Here is a 23,782-nt window from a genome sequence, read left to right as displayed (position 1 = left end):
CTAGGTTGCGTCGGTCAGTACGGCCCGGCCAGCACCGTCATAACGGCGCCAAGCGGCAGGTGCCGGGGCGGTCCGCTCATTCGGGCGGATGCCCGTCAATGAAATCCGCGTTGAGCGCGGCAATCCGGGCATCGTCGCACCCGAGCAGGCTGATTTCCCAGTCGGCCGGGTCCAGATCCAGATGCCGCAGGGCCGCGGCGGCCGCGCGCTCGGCCAGACCGGGCAGGTCGAGCGCCGCCCACCTGTCATCTTCCACAAGCGTATCCGTCAGCATCCTGTCCATCCCGGCCTTGCCGGACATCGCCCCGGCGCCGCGCGCCTAGCCGTCTGCCTCATACGCGTCGATGATCGCGGCGACAAGCGGGTGGCGCACGACATCGCGGGCCGAGAAATAGGTAAACCCGATGCCCTCGATCGGCTTCAACAGGCGCTCGGCGTCGTGCAGGCCGCTCGTGACACCCCGCGGCAGGTCAACCTGGCTGCGGTCGCCGGTGACCACCATGCGCGACCCTTCACCGAGGCGGGTCAGGAACATCTTCATCTGCATCGAGGTGGCATTCTGCGCCTCGTCCAGCACGACAAAGGCGTTGGCAAGCGTCCGCCCCCGCATGAAGGCCAGCGGCGCGATTTCGATGCGTTTTTCCTCCATCAGCTTGGCCAGCTGCTTGCCGGGCAGGAAGTCGTGCAACGAGTCGTAAAGCGGCTGCATGTAGGGATCGATCTTTTCCTTCATGTCCCCGGGCAGGTATCCCAGCTTCTCGCCCGCCTCCACGGCCGGACGCGACAGGATGATGCGGTCGACATGGCCCTCCATGAACATCGACACCCCGACGGCCACCGCAAGGTAGGTCTTGCCCGTCCCGGCCGGGCCCACGCCGAACGCCAGTTCATGGGCAAAAAGCGAGGTCACGTAGGACCGTTGCGCGTCGGTCCGGGGTTCCACCAGCTTCTTGCGGGTCTTGATCTCGACCGGGCCGCCCTTGAACATCTCCAGTTGGTCACCGTCGCGCGTGCCCGTCTCTGGCTCGGGCGCGCCCATGCGCAGCGCGCGGTCCACATCGGCCGGCTCCACCGACTTGCCGCTTTCCAGTCGCAGGTAAAGCGCGCGCAGGACCTTTTCGGCCTCTTTCGCCGCCGTCTCCTCGCCCACGACGACGAGCTGGTTCCCCCGGCGCAGGATCTGTACCCCGAAAGATTTCTCGATCTCGGCGAGGTTGCGGTCGTATTCGCCGCACAGGTCGATCAGCAGAAGGTTGTCGGGAAACTCGACAACGCTTTCGTGCATCGCGCTCGGGTCGGGGGCCGATATCGGCGCGGTCGTGGCCACTCGGATCTCCTTCGGCGGTTGTGCCATGAAATGGTGCCCTGTCATGCCCCGTGGTTCAAGCACAACAGGCCGCACGTGATGAATTGTCATGGTCGCGCAACGAAAACGGCCGCCGGGCACGTGGACCGGCGGCCGCCTGGTAGGGTGCTTCCAATTTCTCAGATAGGATCACCGATCGTGTTCGTCGACCCCTGTTTGAAATCGCCCGTCGCCACGGTCGGCGGCGCGCTGCCCGAGCAGACGGGCTTGCCGAACTTGTCCAGCCGCTGCGACAGGTAGCCCTCGACGCCGTCGTCGATGATCCAGTGGTCGCAGCCGTTCGGATCCACCCATATCCCGGCCCGCATCGTGCTCAGGTGGTCGCGGTCGATCAGGTTGCGGTCCATGCTCTTGTCCGGCCCCGCGTCGCAGGCGGCCAGCAGGCCGGCCACCGGCAGGGCCATCAGGATTTTAACTGTTCTCATCACGTCGCCCCCTCAGCGCCAGCACATAACTTCGACACGGCGGTTCTGCGCCATGCCGGCCACGGTATTGTTGGTCGCCCGCGGCATCCGTTCGCCGTATCCGCGGACATCCGCGATGCGCGCGCCGACGCTGCGCGCCACGGCCGCGACCGAATTGGCCCGGCGCAGCGACAGGTCCATGTTGTAGGCGTCCGAGGCGCGGCTGTCCGTATGCCCGACGATCGTGTACGAGACCGCGTCGGCCTGCCGGAAGAAATCCTTCAGCCGGCTCTGGCCGGATGTGTTGATCCGTGCGCTGTCGGTGGCGAACAGGGTGTCGGTGTTCATCACGCCGCACAGGTTGGCCTCGCGGCAGACCGGTACGCCCTGACGGTTCACGTGCGGGCTCATGTAACCTTCCGCGCCGTCGTCCATCACCCAGTGTTCGCACCCGTCGGGATCGACCCAGATGGTCGGAACGTACCTTTCGCCCTGAACCGTGCGTCCGTCCTGCTGCGCCAGCCCGTCGGCAGGTAGTGCCACGGCACCCAGGGCGGCGATGACGGCGGCGCCCAGCATGCCGCGAACTGTTCTGGAAAAATCCCTTGTCACAGCCCCTAATCCTTTTGTTCATTTCCCCAGCTTCGGCCGTCGCACGCGACGCCACCGAATAAGCAAATTGTCGCCAAAGTTTAACAAGAAATTGGATGATGTGAAGCATAATTCCCCAGATATTGTGGCTGTTTTGGAAACAATACCTAGAGATGCGCAGGCACTGGTGACCAAAGGGCATTCACCAGCGAATTCGCCATGTTATTGCGCGGTCTTGACGCGGCTCAGGCCGCGCGCATCCGTCCGCCCAGCGAATTCGCCCCGCTCTCCACGATGTCCACCGACGCCAGTTCTCCCACCCGGGCCGGGGAATCAGCGACATGCACCGCGTGCAGGTATTCCGATTTCCCCACCAACTGGCCGTCGAGCCGGCCGGGCTTTTCGAACAGGACCTTGACCGTGCGCCCCACCATCGCGTCCTGAACCTCGCGCTGCTGGCGCGTGATCAGGGCCTGAAGGCGCTGCAGCCGTTCCGATTTCACGTCCTCGTCCACCTGCGCGCGCTCGGCCGCCGGGGTGCCCGGCCGCGTGGAATACTTGAAGGAAAACGCGTAGCCGTATTTCACGTCCTCGATCAGGTCCAGCGTGGCCTGGAATTCGGCCTCGGTCTCCTCGGGAAAGCCCACGATGAAATCCCCCGACATCAGGATATCGGGGCGCGCGGCCCGGATACGCTCGATCAGGCGCAGGTAGCTCTCGGCGGTGTGCTTGCGGTTCATCCGCTTGAGGATGCGGTCGCTGCCCGACTGGACGGGCAGGTGCAAGTACGGCATCAGCTTCTCGCACGCGCCATGCGCCGCGATCAGGTCATCGGTCATGTCGTTGGGGTGGCTGGTGGTAAAGCGGATGCGTTCCAGCCCGTCGATGTCGTTGAGCGCCCAGATCAGCCGGGCCAGTGACCAGTCGCGCCCGTCCGGTCCTTCGCCGTGATAGGCGTTCACGTTCTGGCCCAGCAGGGTGATCTCGCGCACGCCGCGTTCCACGAGGTCGCGCGCCTCCGCCAGCACGCGGGCCACCGGGCGGCTCACTTCCGCACCACGGGTATAGGGCACCACGCAGAAGGCGCAGAACTTGTCGCACCCCTCCTGCACCGTCAGGAAAGCGGAGGGCCCGCGCTTGGCCTTGGGACGGTTCTTCAGGGTCTCGAACTTGTCATCGAGCGGGAAGTCGGTATCCAGCGCCTTCTTGCCCTGGCGCGCCCGCGCCTCCATCTGCGGCAGGCGGTGATAGCTCTGCGGGCCGACGACCATGTCCACCAGCGGCTGGCGGCGCATGATCTCCTCGCCCTCGGCTTGCGCGACGCAGCCCGCCACGCCGATCTTCAGATCCGGGTTGTTCTCCTTCAGGGCGCGGAAACGGCCCAGTTCGGAATACACCTTCTCGGCGGCCTTCTCGCGGATGTGACAGGTATTGAGCAGGATCATGTCGGCCTCCTCCGGGCTCTGCGTCTCGACATAGCCCGCCCCGCCCATGGCCTCGGCCATGCGCTCGCTGTCATAGACGTTCATCTGGCAGCCATAGGTCTTGATGAACAGTTTCTTCGGATCAGCCATGATACCCGGTCCCGTCACGGTTTCAGATTGTCTGCCTACATCAAGGCGGGGGTCACTTGCAATGCACGGCGAATTGGCAGACCCTGCGCCGAAAACGGCAGGATGACGATGCAGCACCCGGATCTCGAAACCTACCTTTCCAACCCGGAAACGGCGCTGGCCAAGGGGCCGGTCGCGCTGATCCTCGTCGAGGACGAGGTCGAGATCGACAGCACCGTGCGCCACCATCTCGATGCCGGCTTTCGCAAGGTCCTTGTGCTGATGCCCGACGGTTTCGACCTCGCCGACGATATCGCCCCGCGGGTGGATCGAATCAGCCACGACCTCAACCGTGATGCATCGTTCGAGGACACGGTGAACGCGGTCATCGCCGCCGCGCCGGGCATATGGCTGTATTACTGTTTCAATACCGAGTACCTGTTCTACCCGTTCTGCGAAACGCGCACCGTCGGCGAGATGCTGACCTTCCACACCGAGGAACGGCGCGAGGCGATGCTGACCTACGTGATCGACCTCTACGCCGGTGACCTCGACGCCTGCCCCGGCGCGGTATCGCTCGAAGACGCCTACATGGACAAGTCGGGCTATTACGCGCTGGCCCGGCACGACCCCGAGAATCACGACCACCCCAAGGAGCGGCAGCTGGATTTCTACGGTGGCCTGCGCTGGCGCTACGAGGAACATATCCCCGCCAAGCGGCGCAAGATCGACCGCATCGCGCTGTTCCGCAGCAAGCCGGATCTCGCGCTGCGCCCCGACCACACCTTTTCGGACGAGGAATACAATACCTATGCCTGCCCGTGGCACAACAACCTGACAGCGGCCATCGTGTCGTTCAGAACGGCCAAGGCATTGAAGCGCAACCCGGGCTCGCGCTTCGACATCCACGGGTTCAAATGGCACAATTCCACCCCGTTCGAATGGCACTCGCGCCAGTTGCTCGATCTCGGGCTGATGGAGCCGGGCCAGTGGTTCTGACCCGTCCGCGCCCGGACTGCTCTACGCGCTTGCGTCCCGGCCCTGTTTCCTGGCCTGTTCGCGCGCACTGGGATGGGCCGACGGCACGAACGGCACCTCGCTGACGATCGCCGGCACCGGCGCGCCGGGCGCGTCGGCGTAACTCTCGGGCAATTCGACGCACAGCCGCGTCCCGATCGCGGACCGGGCCCAGGGCACGTATCCCAGCGCGATGTTCGTCTCCAGCTCGGGCGACCACCAGGGCGAGGTGACATAGCCGCACCGGCGCCCCGTCTCATCGCCGATCAGCCAGAAATCGGGCGCGTAATCGGTGATGGGCTTGCCGCCCATCTTCAACCCCACAAGTTTCAGGCTGAACGGATAGCCGCCCGCCTCGATCTGGGCGCGCTGCCGTTCCAGAGCCGCCTTGCCGATGTAATCCGCCGCCTTCTCGCGCGGCACCTGGTAGGCGAGGTTCACCTGGAACGGCGACGTCTCGGCGTCCATGTCCTGCCCCCATGACAGGATCCCGGCAGCGATGCGCCGGTGATGCGCCGGCGCGATGACCCGCAGGCCATACCGCGCCCCGATCCCGCGCAGGGCATACCAGACCGGCTCGGCCGTCTCGGTGGCATTGCGAACGTAGACCTCGTAGCCCTTCTCGCCGCTGAACCCGGTCTGGCTGATGACCACGGGACAGCCGGCGATCTCGGTTTCCATGAGGCCGTAATAGGGGATCTCGCGCAGCTCCTCCCCGATCAGGTCGGCCATCATGTCCTCGGAAAGCGGTCCCTGAACCTGCAAGGGCGCCACGTCGATCTCGTCGATCCCGATATCCCAGCGGCGCGGGGTGTTCACGCCCTCCAGCCACAGCCGCAGGTCACTGTCCGAGATCGAGAACCAGAATTCGTCCCGCGACAGCCGCAGCAGCACCGGGTCGTTCAGGATTCCGCCCCGGTCATTGCACAGGATGCAGTACTTGCCGCGCATCGGGGATATCCGCGTGGCGTCGCGCGTGATGACGGTATTCACGAATGCCTCGGCATCCGGACCCTTGACGCGGATCTGGCGCTCCACGGCCACGTTCCACAGCGTCACGCCGGTCACCAGCGCGCGGTACTCTGCCATGGCGCCGCCATCCTCGGGCTTCACGTAGCCGCGCGGGTGGTACATTCGGTTGTAGACGGTCGCGCGCCACGCGCCCGCCTCGACGGACAGGTGCCAGAAAGGGGATTTGCGGACGCGGGTGGAAACCAGCATCTGCACCGGGGTCGGCCCGGATTGGCGCAGATTGACCGGCATCAGACGATCCGACTGATCCACGCCGGGCACGTTCGGGTGTGAGCGGTTCTGCCAAGTCATACTATAAACTTGGGCGCGCATCCCCGTCGCATCAAGAACGCCGCGCCCGCGATCACGTATTACTGATTGAGTTTCATCAGCCACCCGACGACGGGTGAGCCGCCGCCGCCGCCCGCGGACCGCGACAGCCGCGCGAGATGGGCCCGGATCTCCTCGCTGCTGGCCGGCATCTGCGTCAGGGCCATGACGGCCCGTTCCATCCGCGCATGCACGGGCGGCGCCAGCCGTTCATCCTGCCAGATCGCCAACAGCACGGTCGCCCCCAGCAGCACCATCACGAAACGGGCCCATCGCCGGGCCACCGCGGCACGCTGGCGCTGCCGCGCTCCGCGGCCGGGCCGCTGGAGATATCGTGGCATCCCGTCCTGCATCGTGGCACGATGCCATAACTGCGTGGCGAAAGTGCGGCGGAACGGTGGCGGCGATCTGCCGGGTTGTTAAAGGTTTTCCGTCTGCGGCATGCCCAGTACGTGATAGCCGCCGTCCACCTTGATGATCTCGCCGGTCGTGCAGGCCCCGGCATCCGAGGCAAGGTAAACCGCGGTGCCGCCCACCGCGTCCAGCGTGGCGTTGCACCTCAACGGCGCGTTTTCCTCGGTGTGGCGGAAGGTCCGGCGCGCGCCGCCGATGGCGGCCCCGGCAAGCGTCTTCATCGGGCCGGGGCTGATGGCGTTCACGCGGATGCCCTCCGGCCCCAGATCATTGGCAAGGTAGCGCGTCGCGGCCTCCAGCGCGGCCTTGGCCACGCCCATCACGTTGTAATTTGGCACCACGCGGTTCGATCCCTGATAGGTCAGGGTCAGCATGCAGCCGCCATTCTCCTTCATGAGCGGATAGGCCCGGCGGGCCACGTCGATGAAGGAATAGGCAGAGATTTCCATCGAGTGCTTGAAGTTGCGGCGCGACGTGTCCACGAACCGCCCCGCCAGTTCGGACTTGTCCGAATAGGCGATGGCGTGGACCACGAAATCAAGCGTCGGCCAACGCTCCCCCAGCTCCGCGAACGCGCTGTCGAGCGAGGCGTCATCGGTGACATCCACGTTCAGCAGCAGGTCCGATCCGACCGAGGCCGCAAGCGGCTCGACGCGCTTGGCAAAGGCCTCGCCCTGGTAGGAAAACGCCAGTTCGGCGCCCGCGCCATGCATCGCCTGCGCGATCCCCCACGCGATGGAGCGGTCATTGGCCACCCCCATGATCAGGCCACGTTTGCCCTGCATTGAACCGTTCATGTGCGTGTCATCCGTGATACTTGCTCAGCAGCATCGACCCGTTGGTGCCACCAAAACCGAAACTGTTGGTCATCACCGTGTCGAGCCCGGCACCGTCCGCGCGTGCGGTCGCGATTTCGCCGGGTTCGATCGCCGGGTCCAGCGTTTCGATGTTGATCGACGGGATGATGAAATCGTTTTCCAGCGCCAGCAGGCAGAAGATCGCCTCCAACGCGCCGGCCGCGCCCTGCGCGTGGCCGGTCATGGACTTGGTGGAACTGATGGGCGGCACGTTGCCCGCACCGAAGATGCGGCGCACCGCCTCCACCTCGCCCGCGTCGCCGACGGGGGTGCTGGTGCCGTGGGCGTTGATGTAACCCACCTCGCGCGCCTCCGGCAGCTGCTCCAGCGCCAGCCGCATGGCCCGCTCGCCGCCCTCGCCCGACGGCGCGACCATGTCATGCCCGTCGCTCGTGGCGGCATAGCCCGTGACCTCGGCGTAGATCTGCGCGCCGCGCGCCACCGCACGGTCGAGATCCTCCAGCACGACGATCCCGCCGCCGCCCGAGATCACGAAACCGTCGCGGTCGGCATCGAAGGCGCGGCTCGCGGTCGCGGGGCTGTCGTTGTATTTCGACGACATCGCGCCCATCGCGTCAAACAGGCACGACAGCGTCCAGTCCAGCTCCTCGCCGCCGCCGGCGAACATCACGTCCTGCTTGCCCATCATGATCTGCTCGGCCGCGTTGCCGATGCAGTGCAGGCTGGTCGAACAGGCCGAGGTGATGGAATAGTTGATCCCCTTGATCCGGAACCCCGTGGCAAGGTTGGCCGATATGGTCGAGCTCATGCACTTGGGTACCGCGAAGGGGCCGATGCGCTTGGGGCTGCCCTTTTCCAGCACGGTCTGGTGGGCCGCCAGCATCGCGCTGGTCGAGGGCCCGCCCGACCCCGCGACGAGGCCGGTGCGCGGGTTGACGATGTCGTCCTCTTCCAGCCCCGCATCCGCGATCGCCTGCGTCATCGCGATATGGGCATAGGCCGCGCCCGGCCCCATGAACCGCAGCGCGCGCTTGTCCACGTGCTCGGCCAGGTCGATATCCAGCGCCCCGGCCACCTGGCTGCGAAAGCCGTGATCGGTCATTTCCTGGTTGGCGGTAATGCCGCTGCGGCCCTCCTTGAGAGATGACAGGACTTCCTCGGCGTTGTTCCCGATGCTGGAAACGATGCCCAGCCCGGTCACGACAACACGACGCATTTTGCGTACTCCCTAGATTGCCGGCGGTCAGCTTTCCGAAAGCGCGACCTTCATGTCGCTGACCTGATAAATAACCTCGCCGTCGGCCTCAACCCGGCCATCGGCCACGCCCATGGTCAGCCGCCGCGTCTGCACGGCCTTCGTGAAATCCACGTAATAGGTGAGCATGGTCCGGTCGGGCCGCACCATCCCCGTCAGCTTGACCTCGCCGACGCCCAGCGCGTAGCCGCGCCCCTGCCAGCCGCGCCAGCCGAGGTTGAAACCGGTGAGCTGCCAAAGCGCGTCAAGGCCAAGGCAGCCGGGCATGATCGGGTTGCCCGGGAAATGGCACTTGAAGAACCACAGGTCCGGATGAATGTCGAACTCGGCCACCACGTGGCCCGCCCCGTGCGGGCCGCCATCCCCGGATATGTCGGTGATCCGGTCCATCATCAGCATCGGCGGCTCCGGCAGTTGCGCGTTGCCCGGACCGAACAGTTCGCCCCTGGCACATCTCAACAGCTCGTCACGGTCAAAACTGCTCGGATAATCGGCCATTCAGGCGGCCCCTTTCGCTTCGTTCCTGCGGTATCAGCAATCCCTGTATCACCCGCCTGTTCCCCGTTGCAAGCCTGCCGCGACGCCGGGCCGCCCGCAAGCGCCGCGGAAATTTGTTTGAAATCACCGCCGCTCGCCCCCTATATTTCCCTGAGGACGAAGGAGGCGTGCGCCATGACACCGCAAGCGCGAGACCGCGGAGCAAACTGGCTGTCCGGAGCGGGGCTGCGCCCGACCCGTCAGCGCGTCGCGCTCGCCGCGATGCTCGTGGGTGACGGCCAGCACCGCCACGTGACCGCCGAAAGCCTGTTCGCCGATGTTCGTGAACAGGGGGAAAGCGTGTCACTGGCAACCGTCTACAACACGCTCAAGGCGTTCTGCGACGCCGGCCTCATCCAGGAAGTGACGGTCGACGGCTCGAAAAGCTATTTCGACACGAACACCCACGATCACCCCCATTTCTTCTGGGAAGACGAGAACAGCCTGACCGACGCGCCCGCCGACGAGCTCGAGATCGCGCGGCTGCCCAACGCCCCGGACGGCGCGGAAATCGCCAGCGTCGACGTCGTGATCCGGCTGCGCCGCACCTGATGACAGGTGCGTGATGGCGCGCCGGGACGGCCCCGGCGCCCCGCCGCGTCAGCTCAGGCAGAGATAAAGCCGTTCGACCACGTAGCTGTACTGCCCGGTAGGGATCTGGCGGCTGCTGGCAAACTCCGCCTTGCGGTTCGGGCCGCGCGCGCAGACCTCGGCCGCCCGCGCATCGGCCTTGCGGATCGCCTCGGCGCGGCTGGCCTCGTCGGCGAATTCAAGCGCGTTGCCGTCGATCTGGATCCCGACGCTCGCCTCGTTGAACGAGGAAACGGCGGGCTCCATGTCCACGGCGCAGGCCGCAAGCCCCCCCGCGGCGGCGAAAAGTGGTGCCGTGACCCAGCTGCGTGGAAAATTCATTGTGACCTCCTGTCTTTAATGCGATCAATCGCGGCGTGGCCGCGCCGCCAAGGCCCGAACCGGGACGCCAGAAATCGGGCATTACGGTTAACAAATCATGAAGATGCGAAAGTGAAACCCGCGATGCACGCCCTCGCCTATTCCCGCTTCGGCCCGGCCCCCGAGGTACTGGCCCCCGTCGATATCGAAACCCCGCCCCCCGGGCCCGGCGACGTGCTGGTCCGGCTGGCCTATTCCGGCGTCAACCCGTCCGATGCCAAGGCGCGGGCCGGCGCCCGCCCCGGCGTCACCACGCCCGACTTCCCCCTGATCATCCCCCATTCCGACGGCGCGGGCGTGATCGAGGCCGTCGGCGCGGGCGTGGACGGCGCGCGCATCGGGCAACGCGTCTGGGTCTGGAATGGCCAATGGCAACGCCCCTTCGGCACCGCCGCGCAATACATCGCCCTGCCCGCCGCGCAGGCCGTCCCCCTGCCCGCGGATGTCTCCCTGCAAACAGGCGCGACGCTGGGCATCCCGGGGCTGACGGCGGCGCATACGGTTTTCGGCGATGGCGACGTGGCGGGCAAGACGCTGCTGGTCAGCGGCGGCGCGGGCGCGGTCGGGCACAACGCGGTGCAACTGGCCGCCTGGGGCGGCGCGACGGTGATCGCAACGGCATCGGCCGGCGCGGCCGACAGGGTGCGCGCCGCCGGGGCGCATCACGTCTTCGACTACGCCGACCCCGATCTTGCCACCCGCATCACCGACGCCACACAAGGTGCCGGCATCGACCGCGCGATCGAGGTGGAGTTCGGCGCCAACGCCGCATTGCTGGCCGAGGTCATGAAACCGCTCGGCACGGTCGCGGCCTATGGCTCGGGCAAGGACATGACGCCGCACCTGCCCTTCGGCCCGTTCCTGTTCAAGGCGCTGAAACTGGACATCACGCTTGTCTACATCCTGCCCGACGCCCCCCGGCAGGCGGCCATCGACAGGCTTCACGCCGCGCTCGGGTCCGGCGCGCTGTGCCCCGCCATCGACCGCGTCCTGCCGCTGGCGCAGGGCTCGGCGGCGCACGAGGCCGTCATGCAGCCCGGACGGGCGGGCGCGGTGCTGCTGGACGTGGGCTAGCCGCCTTTGACGGATCGGCGGCGGGGCGAACGAAACCATGGTTCGGTTGTGCCGTAACATCGCCGGGCGTCGCCGGGCCAAGGCGTGCCCCCCGCCCCGGCATCTCCGCAGCACCCGGTTCCCGCCGGGTCATCCCCCCGGCTCGATCCCCGACAGGCCCGGCTGCGTGACCCGGTCACGCAAGGCCGCCAGACCGGGCGCAAAGCCCTCGGCATCGCCGTAATCCACGAATTGCGCGTAATAGGCGTGGTGGGCGCCCACCCGGGCGGCGTGCTTGATCGGGCACCAATAGGCCTCGGTCCGCCCGGCGATTTCCTGAACGTAGCCGATCAACCCGTTGCAATAGCCGCAATAGACGCAATTGAGTTTCTGAAGCGCGTTGAGATAGGCCAGATGGTGCCGGTCGACCCGGATGAAATCGGCGCGGCGCACGCGCTCTATCCCGTAGACCGGGAAGCAGACCCGCTGGTAGACCGTCAAGAACAGGTCCAGCAGCGCGAATGGCACGATCATCGAATAGATCACGGGCGCGGTGATCACCACCATGGGCCTGGTACGGGCGAGGAAGGCCCACAGGCGCACGCGCATCTCGCGGTGGCGGCGCCGCATTTCGGCCTCGAACACGACGCGCCCGTTCTCGACGCTGTAGCGGAAGGCCTCGCGACGTGCGGCGAACTCGGCGTCCAGCTCTTTCTGCAATTCGCGAATGCGCTTGAGCAGTTTTTCGGTGGGTGTCATCGGCGCTGTCCCCGCTGTCGTTTCACTTCCAGCCTAGCGCGCCGCTCTTGAAACGCAACGCGCGCCGGGCGGTCCCGGCGCGCGGATACTGTCATCGGGCCTGCGTGGCCTCAGGCGATCTCGACCAGCTCGATCGCGAAGGTCAGGTCACGCCCGGCCAGCGGGTGGTTGGCGTCAAGCGTCACCTGTTCGTCGGTGACCTCGACAACCGTCACCGGCATCGGTTCGCCCTGCGGGGTCTGGACCTGCAGCCGCGTGCCGAGGTCAAGCGGGATGTCCTCGGGGATGTCGGCGCGCGGCACGGCCTGGCGCGCGTTCGGGTCGACCTGGCCATAGGCGTCGTCCGCCGGCACTTCGACGGTTTTCTTCTCGCCCACTGCCATGCCGGGCAGTGCCTGGTCCAGCCCGGGGATGATCTGGCCCGACCCGACGGTGAATTCCAGCGGGTCGCGGCCCTCGCTGCTGTCAAAGGTCTCGCCGTCGGAAAGCGTCCCCTTGTAGTGAATACGGACAGTGTCGCCCGATTGTACCTCGGTCATGCGGTCTCCATTCTGTATAGCGGGATGAGTTGGCAAGGCCGCGCGCTCCGCGCGGGTTCTTGATCGACTGGCGCCGAATCTAACCCTTGCGCGGGCGAAACGCAAACAGGCTATCCTGCTCACAGTGCGGGATTCCGCACCGACGGGATACGAACGCGCCCCCGCCGCGATACCGACAGGGCTTTCCCCCGTCCGCCGGGCGTGCCACTCTGCCGTGGAAACCGGAGGGCCCATGCCGATCACGACCTGTATCTTCGATGCCTACGGCACGCTTTTCGACGTTGCCGCCGCCGCGCGCACCGCCGCTGCCGAACCCGGCCGCGAGGTGTTCGCGAAACACTGGCCCGCCATCGCAAGCCATTGGCGACAAAAACAATTACAGTACACGTGGCTGCGGGCCGTGATGGGCCAGCACACGGATTTCTGGGCGGTGACGCAGGACGGGCTGGACTGGGCGCTGGAGGCCGAGGGCCTGCACGGCGATGCCGGGCTGCGCGACCGCCTGTTGCAGCTTTATCGCGAGCTGGCCGCCTACCCCGAGGTGCCGAAAATTCTCAAGACGTTGAAAGAAATGGATAAAAATACTGCCATCCTGTCGAACGGCTCACCCGGCATGCTCGCTGCCGCGGTCGCCTCGGCCGGGATCGGGTCGCTGCTGGATGACGTGTTGTCGGTCGAAACCGTGGGCATCTTCAAACCCGCCGCGGCCGTCTACGACATGGTCGGCACGCGCTTCGGCGCCGCACGCGGGGATGTGCTTTTCGTGTCGTCCAACGGGTGGGATGCGGCCGCCGCCGCCGGCTACGGCTTCACCACAGCCTGGGTCAATCGCGCGGGCGACCCTGTCGACCGCCTGCCGGGCCGGCCCCGCCACGTGCTTGACGACCTGACACAGATACCGGAGCTTGCCGCCTGATGCCCCGTTTCCGCACCACCGACGGCCTTGGCCTGCATTACGAGGACAGCGGCACCGGCCGTCCGGTCATCTGCTTGGCCGGGCTGACCCGCAACAGTGCAGACTTCGAATTCATGCGCCCGCAATTTCCCGGCAACCGGTTGATCCGGCTGGATTACCGGGGCCGTGGGCAATCGGATCACGACCCGGATTTCGCGAACTACAACATCGTCCGCGAAGGGCAGGACGTGATCGAATTGATGGATCATCTGGGACTTGACCGCGCCGTCATAATCGGCACCTCGCGCGGCGGGCTGGTCGCCATGGCCCTGTCGCTTTCGCATGGCGACAGGCTGTCGGGCGTCGTGCTCAACGATATCGGCCCCGAGGTCACCCAGGAGGGGCTCGCGCGGATCATGGATTATGTCGGCAAGGAACCCGACCTGCCCGATCTCGACGCGGCGGCGGCGGCGCTGAAACATGTCCATGCCGCCGACTTTCCCGGCGTGACGCTCGACCGCTGGCGCGCGCAGGCCGCGCACATGTTCCACGAAAAACCCGGTGGCGGCCTCGGCTTGCGCTACGATGCGGCGCTGCACAAGGCCCTGAGCGGTCAAGCCGCCACGGGCGATGCACCGGACCTCTGGACGCTGTTCGACCATCTCCGGAGCATTCCGCTCGCCACGATCCGGGGCGCGAATTCGGACCTGTTCAGCAAGCAGACGCTTGAAAAGATGAAGAAAAGACATCCCGGCATGATCGTGGCCGAGGTACCGAAGCGCGGCCATGTACCGTTTCTCGACGAACCCGAAGCCCTCGACGCGATACGCGCCCTGCTGGAGGACGCCGCATGAGCGATATGGACATGATCCGCGCCGCCGAAACGCGGTTGCGGGGCCATGTGCGGCGCACGCCGCTTCTGTCGTCGCCCTTCCTCGACGACATCGCCGGGCGGCGTGTCCTCGTTAAGCCCGAATGCCTGCAACACACCGGCAGTTTCAAGTATCGCGGGGCGCGCGCGGCCCTGTCCGCGCTGGATGACGCGACCCGGGCCAAGGGCGTCATCGCCTATTCCAGCGGCAACCATGCACAGGGCGTGGCGCGGGCCGCACGGGAGTTCGGTGTGCCGGCGGTGATCGTGATGCCCTCGGATGCACCGGCGCTCAAGATCGGCAATACCCGTGCACTCGGGGCCGAGGTGGTGCTTTACGACCGGCAAGGCGGGGAAAGCCGCGAGGAGATCGGCGCGGCCATCCGGGCCGACCGTGACCTGACGCTGATCAAACCCTACGATGAGCCGCAGGTCATCGCCGGTCAGGGGACCTGCGGGCTGGAGATCGCCGAACAGGCGCGCGAGGCGGGCATCGGCAAGGCGGATGTCCTCGTCTGCTGCGGCGGCGGCGGCCTCACCGCCGGGATTTCCCTTGCGCTTGAGGCCGAGGCGCCGAACTTCACCCCGCGGCCCTGCGAACCTGAGGGTTTCGATGACACGGCCCGGTCACTCGCCTCGGGTCGGATCGAGAACAACAACCGGCAATCGGACAGTATCTGTGACGCGATCCTCACCCCCGCGCCCGGGCAAATCACCTTTCCGATCCTCAAGCGGCTCTGTGGCCCCGGTCTTGTCATGAGCGAGGACGAAGTGCTCCACGCCATGGCGCTCGCCTTCCAGAGGCTCAAGCTGGTGGCCGAACCGGGCGGCGCCGTGGCACTTGCCGCCGCGCTTTTCCGGCACGACGATATCAACGCCGACACGGTCATCGCCACCATTTCAGGAGGTAACGTGGATGCCGGCCTCTACCACAGGGCCCTTTCCCGGTATGGCGCGTGAGCGATCGAACGGCGGGCAAGACCCGGCAGACTTGCGCCCCGTGACACGCGCGCCACTGACCGCCGCGGCATCGCGCGACGCGCTGGCCATGGCCCCGCCCGGCCGCTGCGCGAATGATGACAGGGGGTGAAATTTGGCCTCGCCGTTGACACGCGAAACCCCGCCACCTGCGACCATGCTGCACTACCACGACGACGGGCCGGCCGACGCCCCGGCCCTTGTCCTTGCCCATGCGCTCGGGGTGGACATGACGATCTGGAACGACGTGCTGCCCCTGCTGCCCGAGGGGCTGCGGATCATCCGGTACGACATGCGCGGTCACGGGCGGTCGGCCGTACCGGCGCCGGCCTACTCGATGGGCGCGCTCGTGCGCGATACCGAGGCGCTTCTGGACCATCTCGGCGTGCGCGACAGCGTTTTCGTCGGCCTGTCCATCGGGGGCATGGTGGCGCAGGGTCTTGCCGTCAAACGGCTTGATCTCGTTCGGGGGCTGGTGCTTTCGAACACGGCGGCGAAAATCGGGCATCCGGGCCAATGGCGGGACCGGATCGAGACCGCGCAAACACGCGGGATGGCAGGGCTTGTCGACGCGACGATGGAGCGATGGTTTTCCCGTGCCTTCCGCGCCGGCGGCGCTCACGAACCGGTACGGGATCTGTTCTGCCGCACCGATCCGCAAGGCTATGCCGGCGCCTGCGCGGCCATCTCGGGGACGGATTTCTACACGCCGACCAGCGGCTTGCGCCTGCCCACGCTTGGTATCGCCGGCTCGGAGGACCGTTCCACCCCGCCCGACCTTGTCCGCGAAACCGTCGAGCTCATTCCCGGCGCCGACTTCCGCTTGATCCGTCAGGCGGGCCATCTGCCCTGCGTGGACCGACCCGAAAACTTCGCAATTCTGCTGTCGGAATTTCTGGCGAGGATCAGCCATGTTTGACGGCAGGATATTACGGAACGAGGCGATCGGCGCCGTTTTCATCATCCTGACCGGGTCCGCCCTGCACTTCGTCTTCGACTGGGCCGGGAGATGGCCACCGGTTGCGGTGGTCGCGGCCGTGAACGAATCGATCTGGGAGCATCTCAAGCTGGCGTTCTGGCCCGGCCTTGTCTGGGCGGTCGTGACGTGCGGCACGACGACGCGAGGAAGGGCAGGATGTTTCGCGATCAGGGGCTTCGCTCTTCTTGTGGCGCCCGTGTTGATCGTCACGATTTTCACAGGGTACACCGCGATCCTCGGCGACAACCTGTTGGTTCTCGATATCGGGACATTCGTTCTGGCCGTCATGGCCGGGCAGGTTGTGGCGGCCGGGCTGCTGTCATGCCGTGTTGAATCACCGGTGCTTATCCGGCTCGGCCTCGGATTGTTGACGGCACTACTGATCGCGTTCTCGCTTTTCAGCTTTTTTCCGCCCGATCATTGGCTGTTCGTGGATCCGGGCACGGGGCTGCGCGGCATGGATGCACGGTGATTTTTCCAGACAAGGCCGCGGGTCGGAATACCGCCCGCGCCGCCGATCCCGGCGCTTTCCGGCTTGATCCGGGGCAAGAATCGCGATCAGAGTGCATTGAAATTTTCGGAGGGCTCCATGCAAAAAATCAAGGCCGCCGTCTGTCACGCCTTCGGCGAACCCTTGTCCGTCGAGGACGTGCGCTTGCGCGCGCCCGATGCCGGTGAGGTCGAGGTCACGCTTGATGCGGTGGCGATTTGCCATTCGGACATCTCCTACGCTGACGGGGCGTGGGGCGGCGCCCTGCCGGCGGTTTACGGGCACGAGGCGGCAGGACGTGTCACCGCCCTCGGCGCCGGCGTCACGGGGCTGGCCGAGGGCGATCCGGTGGTGGTCACCCTCATCCGGGCCTGCGGGCAGTGCCCGTCTTGCGGTGCGGGGCGCCCGACGGGGTGCGAAACCTCGTACGATGGCATGGATGGCCCGCTGCAAACGGCCTCGGGCGGCGCATTGACCCAGGCGCTCGCCTGTGGCGCGTTCGCCGAGAAAGTCGTCGTGGACCAGTCGCAGGTCGTGACCCTGCCCGAGGGGATGCCGATGGACGCGGCCAGCCTGCTGGCCTGTGGCGTCATCACCGGGGTGGGCGCCGTGGTCAACGCCGCGGGGCTGCGCGCCGGGCAGGACGTGGTCGTGATCGGGGCGGGGGGCGTCGGGCTCAATGCCATTCAGGGCGCCCGCATCGCCGGCGCGCGCCGTATCGTCGCCATCGACATGAACGCGGAAAAGCTGGACGATGCGCGCGCCTTCGGCGCCACTGACGGCGTTCTCGCCACGCAGGACAAGCCTTGGCGCGAAGCGAAAGCCGCCATGGGGCGCGGCGCCGATGCCGTGCTCGTGACAGTGGGCGCGGCCCCGGCCTATGACACCGCGCCGCGATACCTTGCGGGCGGCGGCAAGGTCATCATGGTCGGCATGCCGGCCACCGGCGCCGAATCGCGCTACGAGGCGGGCAATTTCGCGGCGACCGGTCAGTCCATGGTCGGCTCCAAGATGGGGGACGTTGTGATCCGCCGCGATATACCGTGGATGGTCGATCTCTATCAGCAAGGGCGGCTCAACCTCGACGATCTCATCTCGGCCCGGTGGCGGCTCGATCAGATCAACGACGCGATCGCGGACACGAAATCGGGAACCGCGCGGCGCAACGTGATCATGCTGCGCTGACGCGCGCGCTACAGCGGCCAGAAGACCAGTATGGCCGGTATGGCCACCGCGACGACGATCACCTCCAGCGGCAGGCCCATGCGCCAGTAATCTCCGAATCTGTAGCCGCCCGGCCCCAGTATCAGCGTGTTGTTCTTGTGCCCGATCGGCGTGAGGAACGCCGAGGAGGCCGCAACGGCGACCGCCATCAGGAAGGGATCGGGCGACACCCCCAGCCCCGTCGCCATCTCGATCCCCACCGGCGCCGCGACGATGGTCGTTGCCGTGTTGTTGAGAACGTCGGACAGGCTCATCGTGACGACCATCAGGATCGCGAGCACCACCCAGACGGGGAACCCCTGCGTCAGCCCGATAAGGCTGTCCGCGATGAGCCGCGTACCACCTGCCGCGTCGAGGGCCGCCCCGAGCGGGATCATGGAGCCCAGCAAAACGACAACCGGCCACTCGATATGCGTGTAAAGTTCGTTCAACGGCACGATGCGCAGCAGGACATAGGCAACCACGACGATACCCAGTGCGACCGGCAGGTAAAGCAGCCCCAGGCTTGCCGCCAGAACCGCCGCGCCGAAAATTCCGATGGCGGCCCATGTCTTGCTGTCCTGCGTCACGGCGAGGCCGCGATCGGCCAGCGGCAGACCGCCGAGCCACGTATTCACGTCATCGCCGGTATCCTTGGGCACCAGCAGCAGCAGGATGTCGCCGGGCCGGATCTCGGTGCGGCGCACTTCCTCGGTGATCCGCCGGCCCTGGCGCGAGATGCCCAGAAGAACGGATTGCTGGCGCCAGTGCAGGCCGACCGCCTGCGCCGTCTTTCCGGCGATACGGGCGTCCTGCGGGACCACGACCTCGATGATGTCGAGCCCGGCCCCCTGCGCTTTCAGCTTCTCCTCGCGCTCCTCGTCGGAAAACCTCAGCGACAGCGCGGTGCGGAACTCCTCCAGCGCGTCCGGCGTTGCCTCCAGCACCAGAACATCGCCCGCCCTGATTTCCGCGTTGATGGCCGCGCCATAGCGCCGTTTTCCATCCCGGATCAGGCCGAGAATGGCAACATCGGTTTCCTCGGCCGTTTTCTCGAGCTCGATCAGCCGCTTGCCGATATGCGACGACTCCTTGGGCACGGTCAGTTCCGCGATGTACTGGGCGATATCCTCCTGCGCGATGCCCGCCGCGTCGCGCACCGGTATCAAGCGCCAGCCGATCAGCGCGACGAAAACCAGACCCACAGCCGCCACCACGCCCCCCACCGGTGCGAAATCGAACATTCTGAACGGCGCCCCGAGCGTCTCCTCCCGGATGGAGGCGATGATGATGTTGGGCGGCGTCCCGATCAGTGTCGCCATCCCGCCAAGGATCGTTGCAAAGGACAGCGGCATCAGGCTCAACCCCGGGGCGCGGCCCGCCTTGCGCGCGGTCTGAACGTCTACCGGCATCAACAAGGCGAGCGCGGCAACATTGTTCATGAAAGCGGACAGCACGCCGCCGATGCCCCCCATCAGCGCGACATGCCCCTGCAACTGTCGCGAACTGTCCACAAGGGTTCGGGTGATCAGGAACACCGCCCCCGACCGCACGAGCCCCGCCGAAACCACCAGAACGAGCGCCACGACCAGCGTGGCTGGATGACCGAACCCGGCAAAGGCTTCCTCGGCGGGCACGACCCCCAGCACGACACCGGCCATCAGCGCGGCGAAGGCCACGATGTCATAGCGCCACCGCCCCCACAAAAGCAGCGCGAAAACCGCGCCGAAAAGGCAGAAAAGAACGATCTGGTCACTGGTCATGCCGATACCCGCCCAAAACCGCAGACAACCGCATCGCGCGCAGGAAAGCAAGCGCCTTGCGGCTGGCCCGCCCGCTGTCATATAGAGGCGCGAGACACGGAAATGCATTGGAGGTGCGTCAATGGCCGGGCATTCGAAATGGGCAAACATCCAGCACCGCAAGGGGCGTCAGGACGCCGCGCGCTCCAAGCTGTTTTCCAAGCTGGCCAAGGAAATCACCGTCGCCGCCAAGATGGGCGATCCGGACCCAGACAAGAACCCCCGCCTGCGTCTTGCCGTTAAAGAGGCGAAATCGAGTTCGGTCCCCAAGGACGTGATCGAGCGCGCGATCAAGAAGGCGACCGGCGGCGAGGCCGAGGATTACGAGGAAATCCGCTACGAAGGGTACGGCCCGAACGGTGTGGCGGTGATCGTTGAAGCGATGACGGACAATCGGAACCGGACCGCGTCGACCGTGCGCTCCACCTTCAGCAAGAACGGGGGCAACATGGGCGAGACGGGATCGGTCCAGTTCATGTTCGAGCGCAAGGGCGAGGTTACCTATCCCGCCGACATCGGCGACGCCGACACGGTGATGATGGCCGCCATCGAGGCGGGCGCCGAAGACGTCGAAAGCTCGGAGGACGGGCACGTGATATGGTGCACCGATACCGATCTCAACGACGTCTCTACCGCGCTCGAGGACGAGCTGGGTGAAAGCGAATCCACCAAGCTTGTCTGGAAGCCCACGACGACCGTCGAGATGGATCTCGAGAACATGCAAAAGCTCATGAAGCTGGTCGAGGCGCTCGAGGACGACGACGACGTTCAGCGGGTCACCACGAATTTCGAAGCGTCGGACGACGTGATGACCCAGCTCGCGGCCGAATGAACCATAACAGGCGGCGGCCGGCGCGCGGCCGCCCTGCCGCGCCGGCTGTCAGTGGCGCCAGCGTTCTGCCGTCGTCACCTCGTCCTGCTGCATGACATGGCAATAGATCATGTTGATCACCCGGAGTTCATGCTCGTGCAGGTCCCGCGTGGCCGCCGCGCAGCAATCCTCTGCAACGATGACGTTGAAACTCTCGTCCGCCAGAGACCGGACGGTTGACGATACGCATTGATCGGTGAAGATACCGGCGACGATGACGTCCGTGATGCCCATGTTGTGCAGGATCAGGCGCAGGTTCGTGCCGGTCAACGCACTGTCCGTCGTCTTTTCCAGCACGATCTCGTCACCCTCGGGGCCGACCTCGTCAACGATCTGCGAATCCGCGCGGGTCTTGGGCAGCAGAAGGTAGTTGAACCCCGGTTTCTTCTGGCTGAGCGAGCGATCGCGCCCGTCCTGCTTGTGACAGGCGATGCGCGCATGGATCACCTCGACACCACGGTCACGGCAGAATGCCTGCAACGCCGCGGTTTGCGGGATCACGGTGTTCCGCATCCGGTCAAAGAAAGGCTGCCACCGCCGGTTTTCCTCCGGCGTCTCCTTGTCCTCCAGATACGTGTTCTGGATATCTATGACCAGCAGCGCCGTGCGCCCCGGGTCAAGCACGATATCCTCGGGCTCATCGGCCGTTTCGTAGTAAAATGAACGGTACGCCGTTTTCCATGTCATGCGCTGGCCTTTCGGGTTCAGCTCTTGCGGCCTTTCACCCCGTCGAGCGTCTTGATGATGGCATCGCGGGCATGCTCCACGTCGGCCGTCCGACCGGACATGAAGATACGGCCCGAGGCCCCCATCATCTGGACATCGTTGATGGTGACGTCCGGTGCCGCGGCCTCGGCCTCGTTGGCCGCGACACAGGCGAAAAGGGCCGGCGCCATCTCGACGATGAGCAGCGACACCCCGGGCACGAGGATGGACGCGTCACGCGACCTGTTGAGAATGATCGCGTGCTGGTCCGACAAGTCCTCGATGATGTCGTGGAACAGCACCTTCGGCGCCATCTGATCGGTTGCCTTGGCACCGATCCCGTCAAGGACCGCCTGCCCGGCGGCGTCCAGTTCGGCCATGTCGCTGGAGTGTAGCTCCAGCAGGCCGAACTGGCGCTCGGTGAACAGGATACCGGGCTCCATGTCTGGCGCCACCTTGAGCGCAAGGTCGGCAATCCGGTGAATGGCAAGGGCCGGCGCCACCTCGATGATCAGGCTGTGCTGACCCTCGAAGGGCGGGTAGCCCCGCGCCCGCGTCGGCGTCGAGAGATAAGCGGCGAACTGCGGTTGCAGGTCCTTGATCGGCAGATAGACTCTCAGCTCGGTCATGGCGCGGGAATCCCCTGGTTGCTCACTTGGTTTGCGCGGCCTCGAAATGCTTTCCGAGATCCGGATGCGGACGCGGAATGACGTGGACGGCCGTCACGTCGCCGATATGGTTGGCGGCTTCGGCGCCGGCCTCGGTCGCGGCCTTGACGGCGCCGACATCGCCCTTCACGACGACCGAGACCAGCCCGCCGCCCACTTCGTTGCGCGCGACGATCTCGACATTCGCCGCCTTGACCATCGCGTCCGCGGCGGTCAGAGCGGGGACATAGCCCCGCGTTTCGATCATTCCGATTGCCTGACTGGCCATGGGTAGTCTCCTCTTCCTAAGTATCAGCCGGGGGTCAGCCCCTCAGTTTTCGTCAATCGATCCAACGATCAGCGCATCCACCGGCGCCTTGACCTTGGTGAAATAGGCGGCCGCCACCGACCCCTGCGTGATCAGAACCGCCTCGTCATCCGCACATCCCAGGGGGTCGAAGGCGATCATGCGCCCGCCCCCTTCGATCTCGACCTCGAGCAAGGCACCCTGCGGAAGCGTTTCAATTCTTTTCGAAGACCAGACCCGGCCCGTGACACGCCCTCTAATCATGTCTTTTCCCTTTCGATCTTGATGCCGCGCCGGCGCAGTTCATCGCGCGCGAGCGGGGTGAAGCGAACGGATTTCGCCGCCCTGATGGATTTCTGCGTGTCCGGCAGCGTCGCGACCTCGCGTTCCCCGACAAGCCCCCTGTCGAAGCGGACAGCGGCAGGCGGCGCGGCGGGGGACGTTACGGCAGGCTGATGCGCGTCCATCCGCGGGGCCGGTTCCGCCCCCAGACGGAACACGTGGCGGCCGGCCTCGATTTCTGCCCGCGCCTTGCCGTCCTGCGCCAGCGACAGGATGCGCTGCACGAATGCCTGCAGGTCGGCGTTGCTTCGCAGCGTGACCGTCTCCTCGCGGATTTGGGGCCGCGGCGCCGGCGACTCCCCCCGCAGCTCGGCAAGCTCCTCCGTCAGTATCTGGCGTATGAGGCCACGCAAATCGTCCATCACCGTGCTCCCGCGTCGCGCAGGGCATTCTCGGCCGCGTCGCGTGCGTTGCGCACCTCGGCCTCGTCACCCGCGAGGTAAAGCCGGCCGTTGGCCCCGATCATGCGATAGTCGATCACCTTGATATTGGCCTCTTTCTCGGCCTCGTTGCAGGCCAGGATCGCGTAGGAGGCCGATTGGCATTCCAGCAGGTAAAGGCTGTCCCCCCCGACGATCATCGAGCCCAGCTTGTTCCGGTTGATCAGAAACGCGTGCTGGTGGTCGATCCGGGTGACGATCTTCGACGCGAGGATTCGCGGCGGCGCGACGTCTTCGCGGCGGGCGCCGACGGCATCCAGCACGGCCTCGGCCCCGGCATGCACCTCGTCGGTTGACTTGGAGTGGAATTCCAGCGTGCCGAACTGCCGCTCCACCACGAGAAGCCCGGCGCTGACCTCCGCGCCCTTGAGCGCGACATCGGTCAATGCCTCGACATCAAGGCCCGGTGCGATCTCGATGATCTGGGCGGCCATGTTCCGGCGCGGCAGGCTGCCGCGCATCCAGGTGGCCAAGTAAGCGAGCGTCTGCGGTTGCAGCTGGTCGATGAAGATGAATGAGCGCAGTTCGGCCATGATTACTTTCTCAGCAGGTCACGAAGTTCTTCGGCGATCAGGCGGCGCAACTCGTCCTTGTGCCATCGACGCCCTTTCCGCGCTGATGTTTGCACGCTCGAAAGGTCGCGGCGACGGCGTC

General features: G+C 66.0%; 30 protein-coding genes. 10 read left to right on the top strand and 20 right to left on the bottom strand.

All coding sequences use genetic code 11. The features are described 5' to 3' along the window. Positions 1 to 76: 76 nt before the first annotated feature. The 5 genes from ACH107_RS16245 to miaB form a co-directional block, all read right to left on the bottom strand. Complete coding sequence (locus ACH107_RS16245; protein WP_412506732.1) at positions 77 to 301, bottom strand: hypothetical protein; 225 nt, start codon at positions 299 to 301, stop codon at positions 77 to 79. 18 nt (positions 302 to 319) lie between these two features. Further along, the gene (locus ACH107_RS16240) at positions 320 to 1,285 is read right to left on the bottom strand and encodes a PhoH family protein (RefSeq protein WP_412506736.1); all 966 of its coding nucleotides are present in this window, start codon (positions 1,283 to 1,285) and stop codon (positions 320 to 322) included. A gap of 200 nt (positions 1,286 to 1,485) precedes the next feature. Further along, entirely contained in the window at positions 1,486 to 1,791 is a 306-nt protein-coding gene (locus ACH107_RS16235) for a hypothetical protein (protein ID WP_412506731.1), read from the bottom strand. 12 nt (positions 1,792 to 1,803) lie between these two features. Beyond that, positions 1,804 to 2,349 (bottom strand): OmpA family protein, encoded by a 546-nt coding sequence (locus tag ACH107_RS16230; RefSeq protein ID WP_412506735.1) that lies wholly within the window; start codon positions 2,347 to 2,349, stop codon positions 1,804 to 1,806. Positions 2,350 to 2,606: 257 nt separating this feature from the next. Beyond that, on the bottom strand, positions 2,607 to 3,935 hold the full coding sequence (miaB, locus tag ACH107_RS16225; protein WP_412506730.1) for a tRNA (N6-isopentenyl adenosine(37)-C2)-methylthiotransferase MiaB: 1,329 nt from the start codon (positions 3,933 to 3,935) through the stop codon (positions 2,607 to 2,609). 108 nt (positions 3,936 to 4,043) lie between these two features. On the opposite strand from miaB, the gene ACH107_RS16220 reads away from it, so the two are divergent. After that, on the top strand, positions 4,044 to 4,913 hold the full coding sequence (locus tag ACH107_RS16220; protein ID WP_412506729.1) for a glycosyltransferase family 2 protein: 870 nt from the start codon (positions 4,044 to 4,046) through the stop codon (positions 4,911 to 4,913). A 21-nt stretch (positions 4,914 to 4,934) separates the two neighbouring features. Here ACH107_RS16220 and ACH107_RS16215 read toward each other — a convergent pair whose 3' ends face one another. From ACH107_RS16215 to fabA, 5 genes are all read right to left on the bottom strand, one after another. Beyond that, positions 4,935 to 6,194 (bottom strand): glycine cleavage T C-terminal barrel domain-containing protein, encoded by a 1,260-nt coding sequence (locus tag ACH107_RS16215; RefSeq protein ID WP_412506728.1) that lies wholly within the window; start codon positions 6,192 to 6,194, stop codon positions 4,935 to 4,937. Positions 6,195 to 6,313: 119 nt separating this feature from the next. Further along, positions 6,314 to 6,613, bottom strand: coding sequence for a hypothetical protein (locus ACH107_RS16210; RefSeq protein ID WP_412506727.1), 300 nt, complete (start codon positions 6,611 to 6,613; stop codon positions 6,314 to 6,316). A gap of 78 nt (positions 6,614 to 6,691) precedes the next feature. Next, on the bottom strand, positions 6,692 to 7,483 hold the full coding sequence (locus tag ACH107_RS16205; protein ID WP_412506726.1) for an enoyl-ACP reductase: 792 nt from the start codon (positions 7,481 to 7,483) through the stop codon (positions 6,692 to 6,694). A 7-nt stretch (positions 7,484 to 7,490) separates the two neighbouring features. Continuing rightward, a complete protein-coding gene (fabB, locus tag ACH107_RS16200; protein ID WP_412506725.1) occupies positions 7,491 to 8,720 on the bottom strand; it encodes a beta-ketoacyl-ACP synthase I in 1,230 nt (409 codons plus the stop codon). Between the two features lie 27 nt (positions 8,721 to 8,747). Beyond that, on the bottom strand, positions 8,748 to 9,257 hold the full coding sequence (gene fabA, locus ACH107_RS16195) for a bifunctional 3-hydroxydecanoyl-ACP dehydratase/trans-2-decenoyl-ACP isomerase (protein WP_412506724.1): 510 nt from the start codon (positions 9,255 to 9,257) through the stop codon (positions 8,748 to 8,750). A gap of 174 nt (positions 9,258 to 9,431) precedes the next feature. Here fabA and irrA point away from each other — a divergent pair, with 174 nt between their 5' ends. Further along, on the top strand, positions 9,432 to 9,848 hold the full coding sequence (irrA, locus tag ACH107_RS16190) for an iron response transcriptional regulator IrrA (RefSeq protein ID WP_412506723.1): 417 nt from the start codon (positions 9,432 to 9,434) through the stop codon (positions 9,846 to 9,848). A 48-nt stretch (positions 9,849 to 9,896) separates the two neighbouring features. On the opposite strand, the gene ACH107_RS16185 is transcribed toward irrA, so the two are convergent. Next, on the bottom strand, positions 9,897 to 10,208 hold the full coding sequence (locus ACH107_RS16185) for a hypothetical protein (RefSeq protein ID WP_412506722.1): 312 nt from the start codon (positions 10,206 to 10,208) through the stop codon (positions 9,897 to 9,899). A 123-nt stretch (positions 10,209 to 10,331) separates the two neighbouring features. Here ACH107_RS16185 and ACH107_RS16180 point away from each other — a divergent pair, with 123 nt between their 5' ends. Then, positions 10,332 to 11,321: an NADPH:quinone reductase gene (locus tag ACH107_RS16180; protein WP_412506734.1), complete on the top strand. Its 990-nt coding sequence runs from the start codon at positions 10,332 to 10,334 to the stop codon at positions 11,319 to 11,321. A gap of 129 nt (positions 11,322 to 11,450) precedes the next feature. Here the strand turns inward: ACH107_RS16180 and ACH107_RS16175 are convergent, their stop codons facing one another. Next, entirely contained in the window at positions 11,451 to 12,059 is a 609-nt protein-coding gene (locus tag ACH107_RS16175; RefSeq protein ID WP_412506721.1) for a hypothetical protein, read from the bottom strand. Positions 12,060 to 12,169: 110 nt separating this feature from the next. Next, positions 12,170 to 12,598: an FKBP-type peptidyl-prolyl cis-trans isomerase gene (locus tag ACH107_RS16170; protein WP_412506720.1), complete on the bottom strand. Its 429-nt coding sequence runs from the start codon at positions 12,596 to 12,598 to the stop codon at positions 12,170 to 12,172. Positions 12,599 to 12,830: 232 nt separating this feature from the next. Between ACH107_RS16170 and ACH107_RS16165 the strand changes: the two genes are divergently transcribed. The 6 genes from ACH107_RS16165 (at position 12,831) to ACH107_RS16140 (ending at position 17,996) form a co-directional block, all read left to right on the top strand. Further along, a complete protein-coding gene (locus tag ACH107_RS16165) occupies positions 12,831 to 13,514 on the top strand; it encodes a haloacid dehalogenase type II (RefSeq protein WP_412506719.1) in 684 nt (227 codons plus the stop codon). After that, entirely contained in the window at positions 13,514 to 14,347 is an 834-nt protein-coding gene (locus ACH107_RS16160) for an alpha/beta fold hydrolase (protein ID WP_412506718.1), read from the top strand. The genes ACH107_RS16165 and ACH107_RS16160 overlap by 1 nt, the downstream gene beginning before the upstream one ends. Next, a complete protein-coding gene (locus ACH107_RS16155; RefSeq protein WP_412506717.1) occupies positions 14,344 to 15,324 on the top strand; it encodes a threonine/serine dehydratase in 981 nt (326 codons plus the stop codon). Before ACH107_RS16160 ends, ACH107_RS16155 begins: the two co-directional genes overlap by 4 nt. Before the next feature lie 175 nt (positions 15,325 to 15,499). Next, positions 15,500 to 16,261 (top strand): 3-oxoadipate enol-lactonase, encoded by a 762-nt coding sequence (gene pcaD, locus ACH107_RS16150; protein WP_412506733.1) that lies wholly within the window; start codon positions 15,500 to 15,502, stop codon positions 16,259 to 16,261. Further along, positions 16,254 to 16,793 (top strand): DUF6512 family protein, encoded by a 540-nt coding sequence (locus ACH107_RS16145; protein WP_412506716.1) that lies wholly within the window; start codon positions 16,254 to 16,256, stop codon positions 16,791 to 16,793. Before pcaD ends, ACH107_RS16145 begins: the two co-directional genes overlap by 8 nt. Positions 16,794 to 16,910: 117 nt before the next feature. Next, positions 16,911 to 17,996 carry a zinc-binding dehydrogenase gene (locus tag ACH107_RS16140; protein WP_412506715.1) on the top strand — a complete coding sequence of 362 codons (1,086 nt, stop codon included), beginning with the start codon at positions 16,911 to 16,913 and terminating at the stop codon, positions 17,994 to 17,996. A gap of 8 nt (positions 17,997 to 18,004) precedes the next feature. On the opposite strand, the gene ACH107_RS16135 is transcribed toward ACH107_RS16140, so the two are convergent. Further along, complete coding sequence (locus ACH107_RS16135; RefSeq protein ID WP_412506714.1) at positions 18,005 to 19,777, bottom strand: SLC13 family permease; 1,773 nt, start codon at positions 19,775 to 19,777, stop codon at positions 18,005 to 18,007. A 121-nt stretch (positions 19,778 to 19,898) separates the two neighbouring features. Here ACH107_RS16135 and ACH107_RS16130 point away from each other — a divergent pair, with 121 nt between their 5' ends. Then, on the top strand, positions 19,899 to 20,648 hold the full coding sequence (locus ACH107_RS16130) for a YebC/PmpR family DNA-binding transcriptional regulator (RefSeq protein ID WP_412506713.1): 750 nt from the start codon (positions 19,899 to 19,901) through the stop codon (positions 20,646 to 20,648). Positions 20,649 to 20,696: 48 nt separating this feature from the next. Here the strand turns inward: ACH107_RS16130 and ACH107_RS16125 are convergent, their stop codons facing one another. The 6 genes from ACH107_RS16125 to ACH107_RS16100 are packed head-to-tail and all read right to left on the bottom strand — an operon-like array spanning position 20,697 to position 23,661. Continuing rightward, positions 20,697 to 21,374, bottom strand: a complete 678-nt coding sequence (locus tag ACH107_RS16125) for a cysteine hydrolase family protein (RefSeq protein ID WP_412506712.1) — start codon at positions 21,372 to 21,374, stop codon at positions 20,697 to 20,699. A 17-nt stretch (positions 21,375 to 21,391) separates the two neighbouring features. After that, entirely contained in the window at positions 21,392 to 22,021 is a 630-nt protein-coding gene (locus tag ACH107_RS16120) for a microcompartment protein (protein ID WP_412506711.1), read from the bottom strand. 22 nt (positions 22,022 to 22,043) lie between these two features. Beyond that, complete coding sequence (locus tag ACH107_RS16115; RefSeq protein WP_412506710.1) at positions 22,044 to 22,328, bottom strand: BMC domain-containing protein; 285 nt, start codon at positions 22,326 to 22,328, stop codon at positions 22,044 to 22,046. A 42-nt stretch (positions 22,329 to 22,370) separates the two neighbouring features. After that, positions 22,371 to 22,610, bottom strand: coding sequence for a EutN/CcmL family microcompartment protein (locus tag ACH107_RS16110; RefSeq protein WP_412506709.1), 240 nt, complete (start codon positions 22,608 to 22,610; stop codon positions 22,371 to 22,373). Continuing rightward, positions 22,607 to 23,050 (bottom strand): hypothetical protein, encoded by a 444-nt coding sequence (locus ACH107_RS16105; RefSeq protein ID WP_412506708.1) that lies wholly within the window; start codon positions 23,048 to 23,050, stop codon positions 22,607 to 22,609. The genes ACH107_RS16110 and ACH107_RS16105 overlap by 4 nt, the downstream gene beginning before the upstream one ends. Further along, entirely contained in the window at positions 23,050 to 23,661 is a 612-nt protein-coding gene (locus tag ACH107_RS16100) for a BMC domain-containing protein (protein WP_412506707.1), read from the bottom strand. Before ACH107_RS16100 ends, ACH107_RS16105 begins: the two co-directional genes overlap by 1 nt. Positions 23,662 to 23,782 lie beyond the last annotated feature (121 nt).

This window comes from Roseovarius halophilus (ex Wu et al. 2025) (assembly GCF_047086965.1).
This window is presented reverse-complemented; position numbering and strand designations above follow the sequence as displayed.

Coding starts and splice junctions, on each gene's coding strand:
- ACH107_RS16210 (WP_412506727.1), bottom strand. CDS start 6,613: ATGCCACGATATCTCCAGCGGCCCGGCCGCGGAGCGCGGCAGCGCCAG.
- fabB (WP_412506725.1), bottom strand. CDS start 8,720: ATGCGTCGTGTTGTCGTGACCGGGCTGGGCATCGTTTCCAGCATCGGG.
- ACH107_RS16155 (WP_412506717.1), top strand. CDS start 14,344: ATGAGCGATATGGACATGATCCGCGCCGCCGAAACGCGGTTGCGGGGC.
- ACH107_RS16235 (WP_412506731.1), bottom strand. CDS start 1,791: ATGAGAACAGTTAAAATCCTGATGGCCCTGCCGGTGGCCGGCCTGCTG.
- ACH107_RS16185 (WP_412506722.1), bottom strand. CDS start 10,208: ATGAATTTTCCACGCAGCTGGGTCACGGCACCACTTTTCGCCGCCGCG.
- ACH107_RS16215 (WP_412506728.1), bottom strand. CDS start 6,194: ATGCCGGTCAATCTGCGCCAATCCGGGCCGACCCCGGTGCAGATGCTG.
- irrA (WP_412506723.1), top strand. CDS start 9,432: ATGACACCGCAAGCGCGAGACCGCGGAGCAAACTGGCTGTCCGGAGCG.
- ACH107_RS16230 (WP_412506735.1), bottom strand. CDS start 2,349: ATGCTGGGCGCCGCCGTCATCGCCGCCCTGGGTGCCGTGGCACTACCT.
- ACH107_RS16115 (WP_412506710.1), bottom strand. CDS start 22,328: ATGGCCAGTCAGGCAATCGGAATGATCGAAACGCGGGGCTATGTCCCC.
- ACH107_RS16175 (WP_412506721.1), bottom strand. CDS start 12,059: ATGACACCCACCGAAAAACTGCTCAAGCGCATTCGCGAATTGCAGAAA.
- ACH107_RS16160 (WP_412506718.1), top strand. CDS start 13,514: ATGCCCCGTTTCCGCACCACCGACGGCCTTGGCCTGCATTACGAGGAC.
- ACH107_RS16120 (WP_412506711.1), bottom strand. CDS start 22,021: ATGACCGAGCTGAGAGTCTATCTGCCGATCAAGGACCTGCAACCGCAG.
- ACH107_RS16145 (WP_412506716.1), top strand. CDS start 16,254: ATGTTTGACGGCAGGATATTACGGAACGAGGCGATCGGCGCCGTTTTC.
- ACH107_RS16105 (WP_412506708.1), bottom strand. CDS start 23,050: ATGGACGATTTGCGTGGCCTCATACGCCAGATACTGACGGAGGAGCTT.
- ACH107_RS16245 (WP_412506732.1), bottom strand. CDS start 301: ATGTCCGGCAAGGCCGGGATGGACAGGATGCTGACGGATACGCTTGTG.
- ACH107_RS16180 (WP_412506734.1), top strand. CDS start 10,332: ATGCACGCCCTCGCCTATTCCCGCTTCGGCCCGGCCCCCGAGGTACTG.
- ACH107_RS16140 (WP_412506715.1), top strand. CDS start 16,911: ATGCAAAAAATCAAGGCCGCCGTCTGTCACGCCTTCGGCGAACCCTTG.
- ACH107_RS16205 (WP_412506726.1), bottom strand. CDS start 7,483: ATGAACGGTTCAATGCAGGGCAAACGTGGCCTGATCATGGGGGTGGCC.
- ACH107_RS16110 (WP_412506709.1), bottom strand. CDS start 22,610: ATGATTAGAGGGCGTGTCACGGGCCGGGTCTGGTCTTCGAAAAGAATT.
- fabA (WP_412506724.1), bottom strand. CDS start 9,257: ATGGCCGATTATCCGAGCAGTTTTGACCGTGACGAGCTGTTGAGATGT.
- ACH107_RS16170 (WP_412506720.1), bottom strand. CDS start 12,598: ATGACCGAGGTACAATCGGGCGACACTGTCCGTATTCACTACAAGGGG.
- ACH107_RS16130 (WP_412506713.1), top strand. CDS start 19,899: ATGGCCGGGCATTCGAAATGGGCAAACATCCAGCACCGCAAGGGGCGT.
- pcaD (WP_412506733.1), top strand. CDS start 15,500: ATGCTGCACTACCACGACGACGGGCCGGCCGACGCCCCGGCCCTTGTC.
- ACH107_RS16100 (WP_412506707.1), bottom strand. CDS start 23,661: ATGGCCGAACTGCGCTCATTCATCTTCATCGACCAGCTGCAACCGCAG.
- ACH107_RS16165 (WP_412506719.1), top strand. CDS start 12,831: ATGCCGATCACGACCTGTATCTTCGATGCCTACGGCACGCTTTTCGAC.
- ACH107_RS16135 (WP_412506714.1), bottom strand. CDS start 19,777: ATGACCAGTGACCAGATCGTTCTTTTCTGCCTTTTCGGCGCGGTTTTC.
- ACH107_RS16240 (WP_412506736.1), bottom strand. CDS start 1,285: ATGCACGAAAGCGTTGTCGAGTTTCCCGACAACCTTCTGCTGATCGAC.
- ACH107_RS16125 (WP_412506712.1), bottom strand. CDS start 21,374: ATGACATGGAAAACGGCGTACCGTTCATTTTACTACGAAACGGCCGAT.
- ACH107_RS16220 (WP_412506729.1), top strand. CDS start 4,044: ATGCAGCACCCGGATCTCGAAACCTACCTTTCCAACCCGGAAACGGCG.
- miaB (WP_412506730.1), bottom strand. CDS start 3,935: ATGGCTGATCCGAAGAAACTGTTCATCAAGACCTATGGCTGCCAGATG.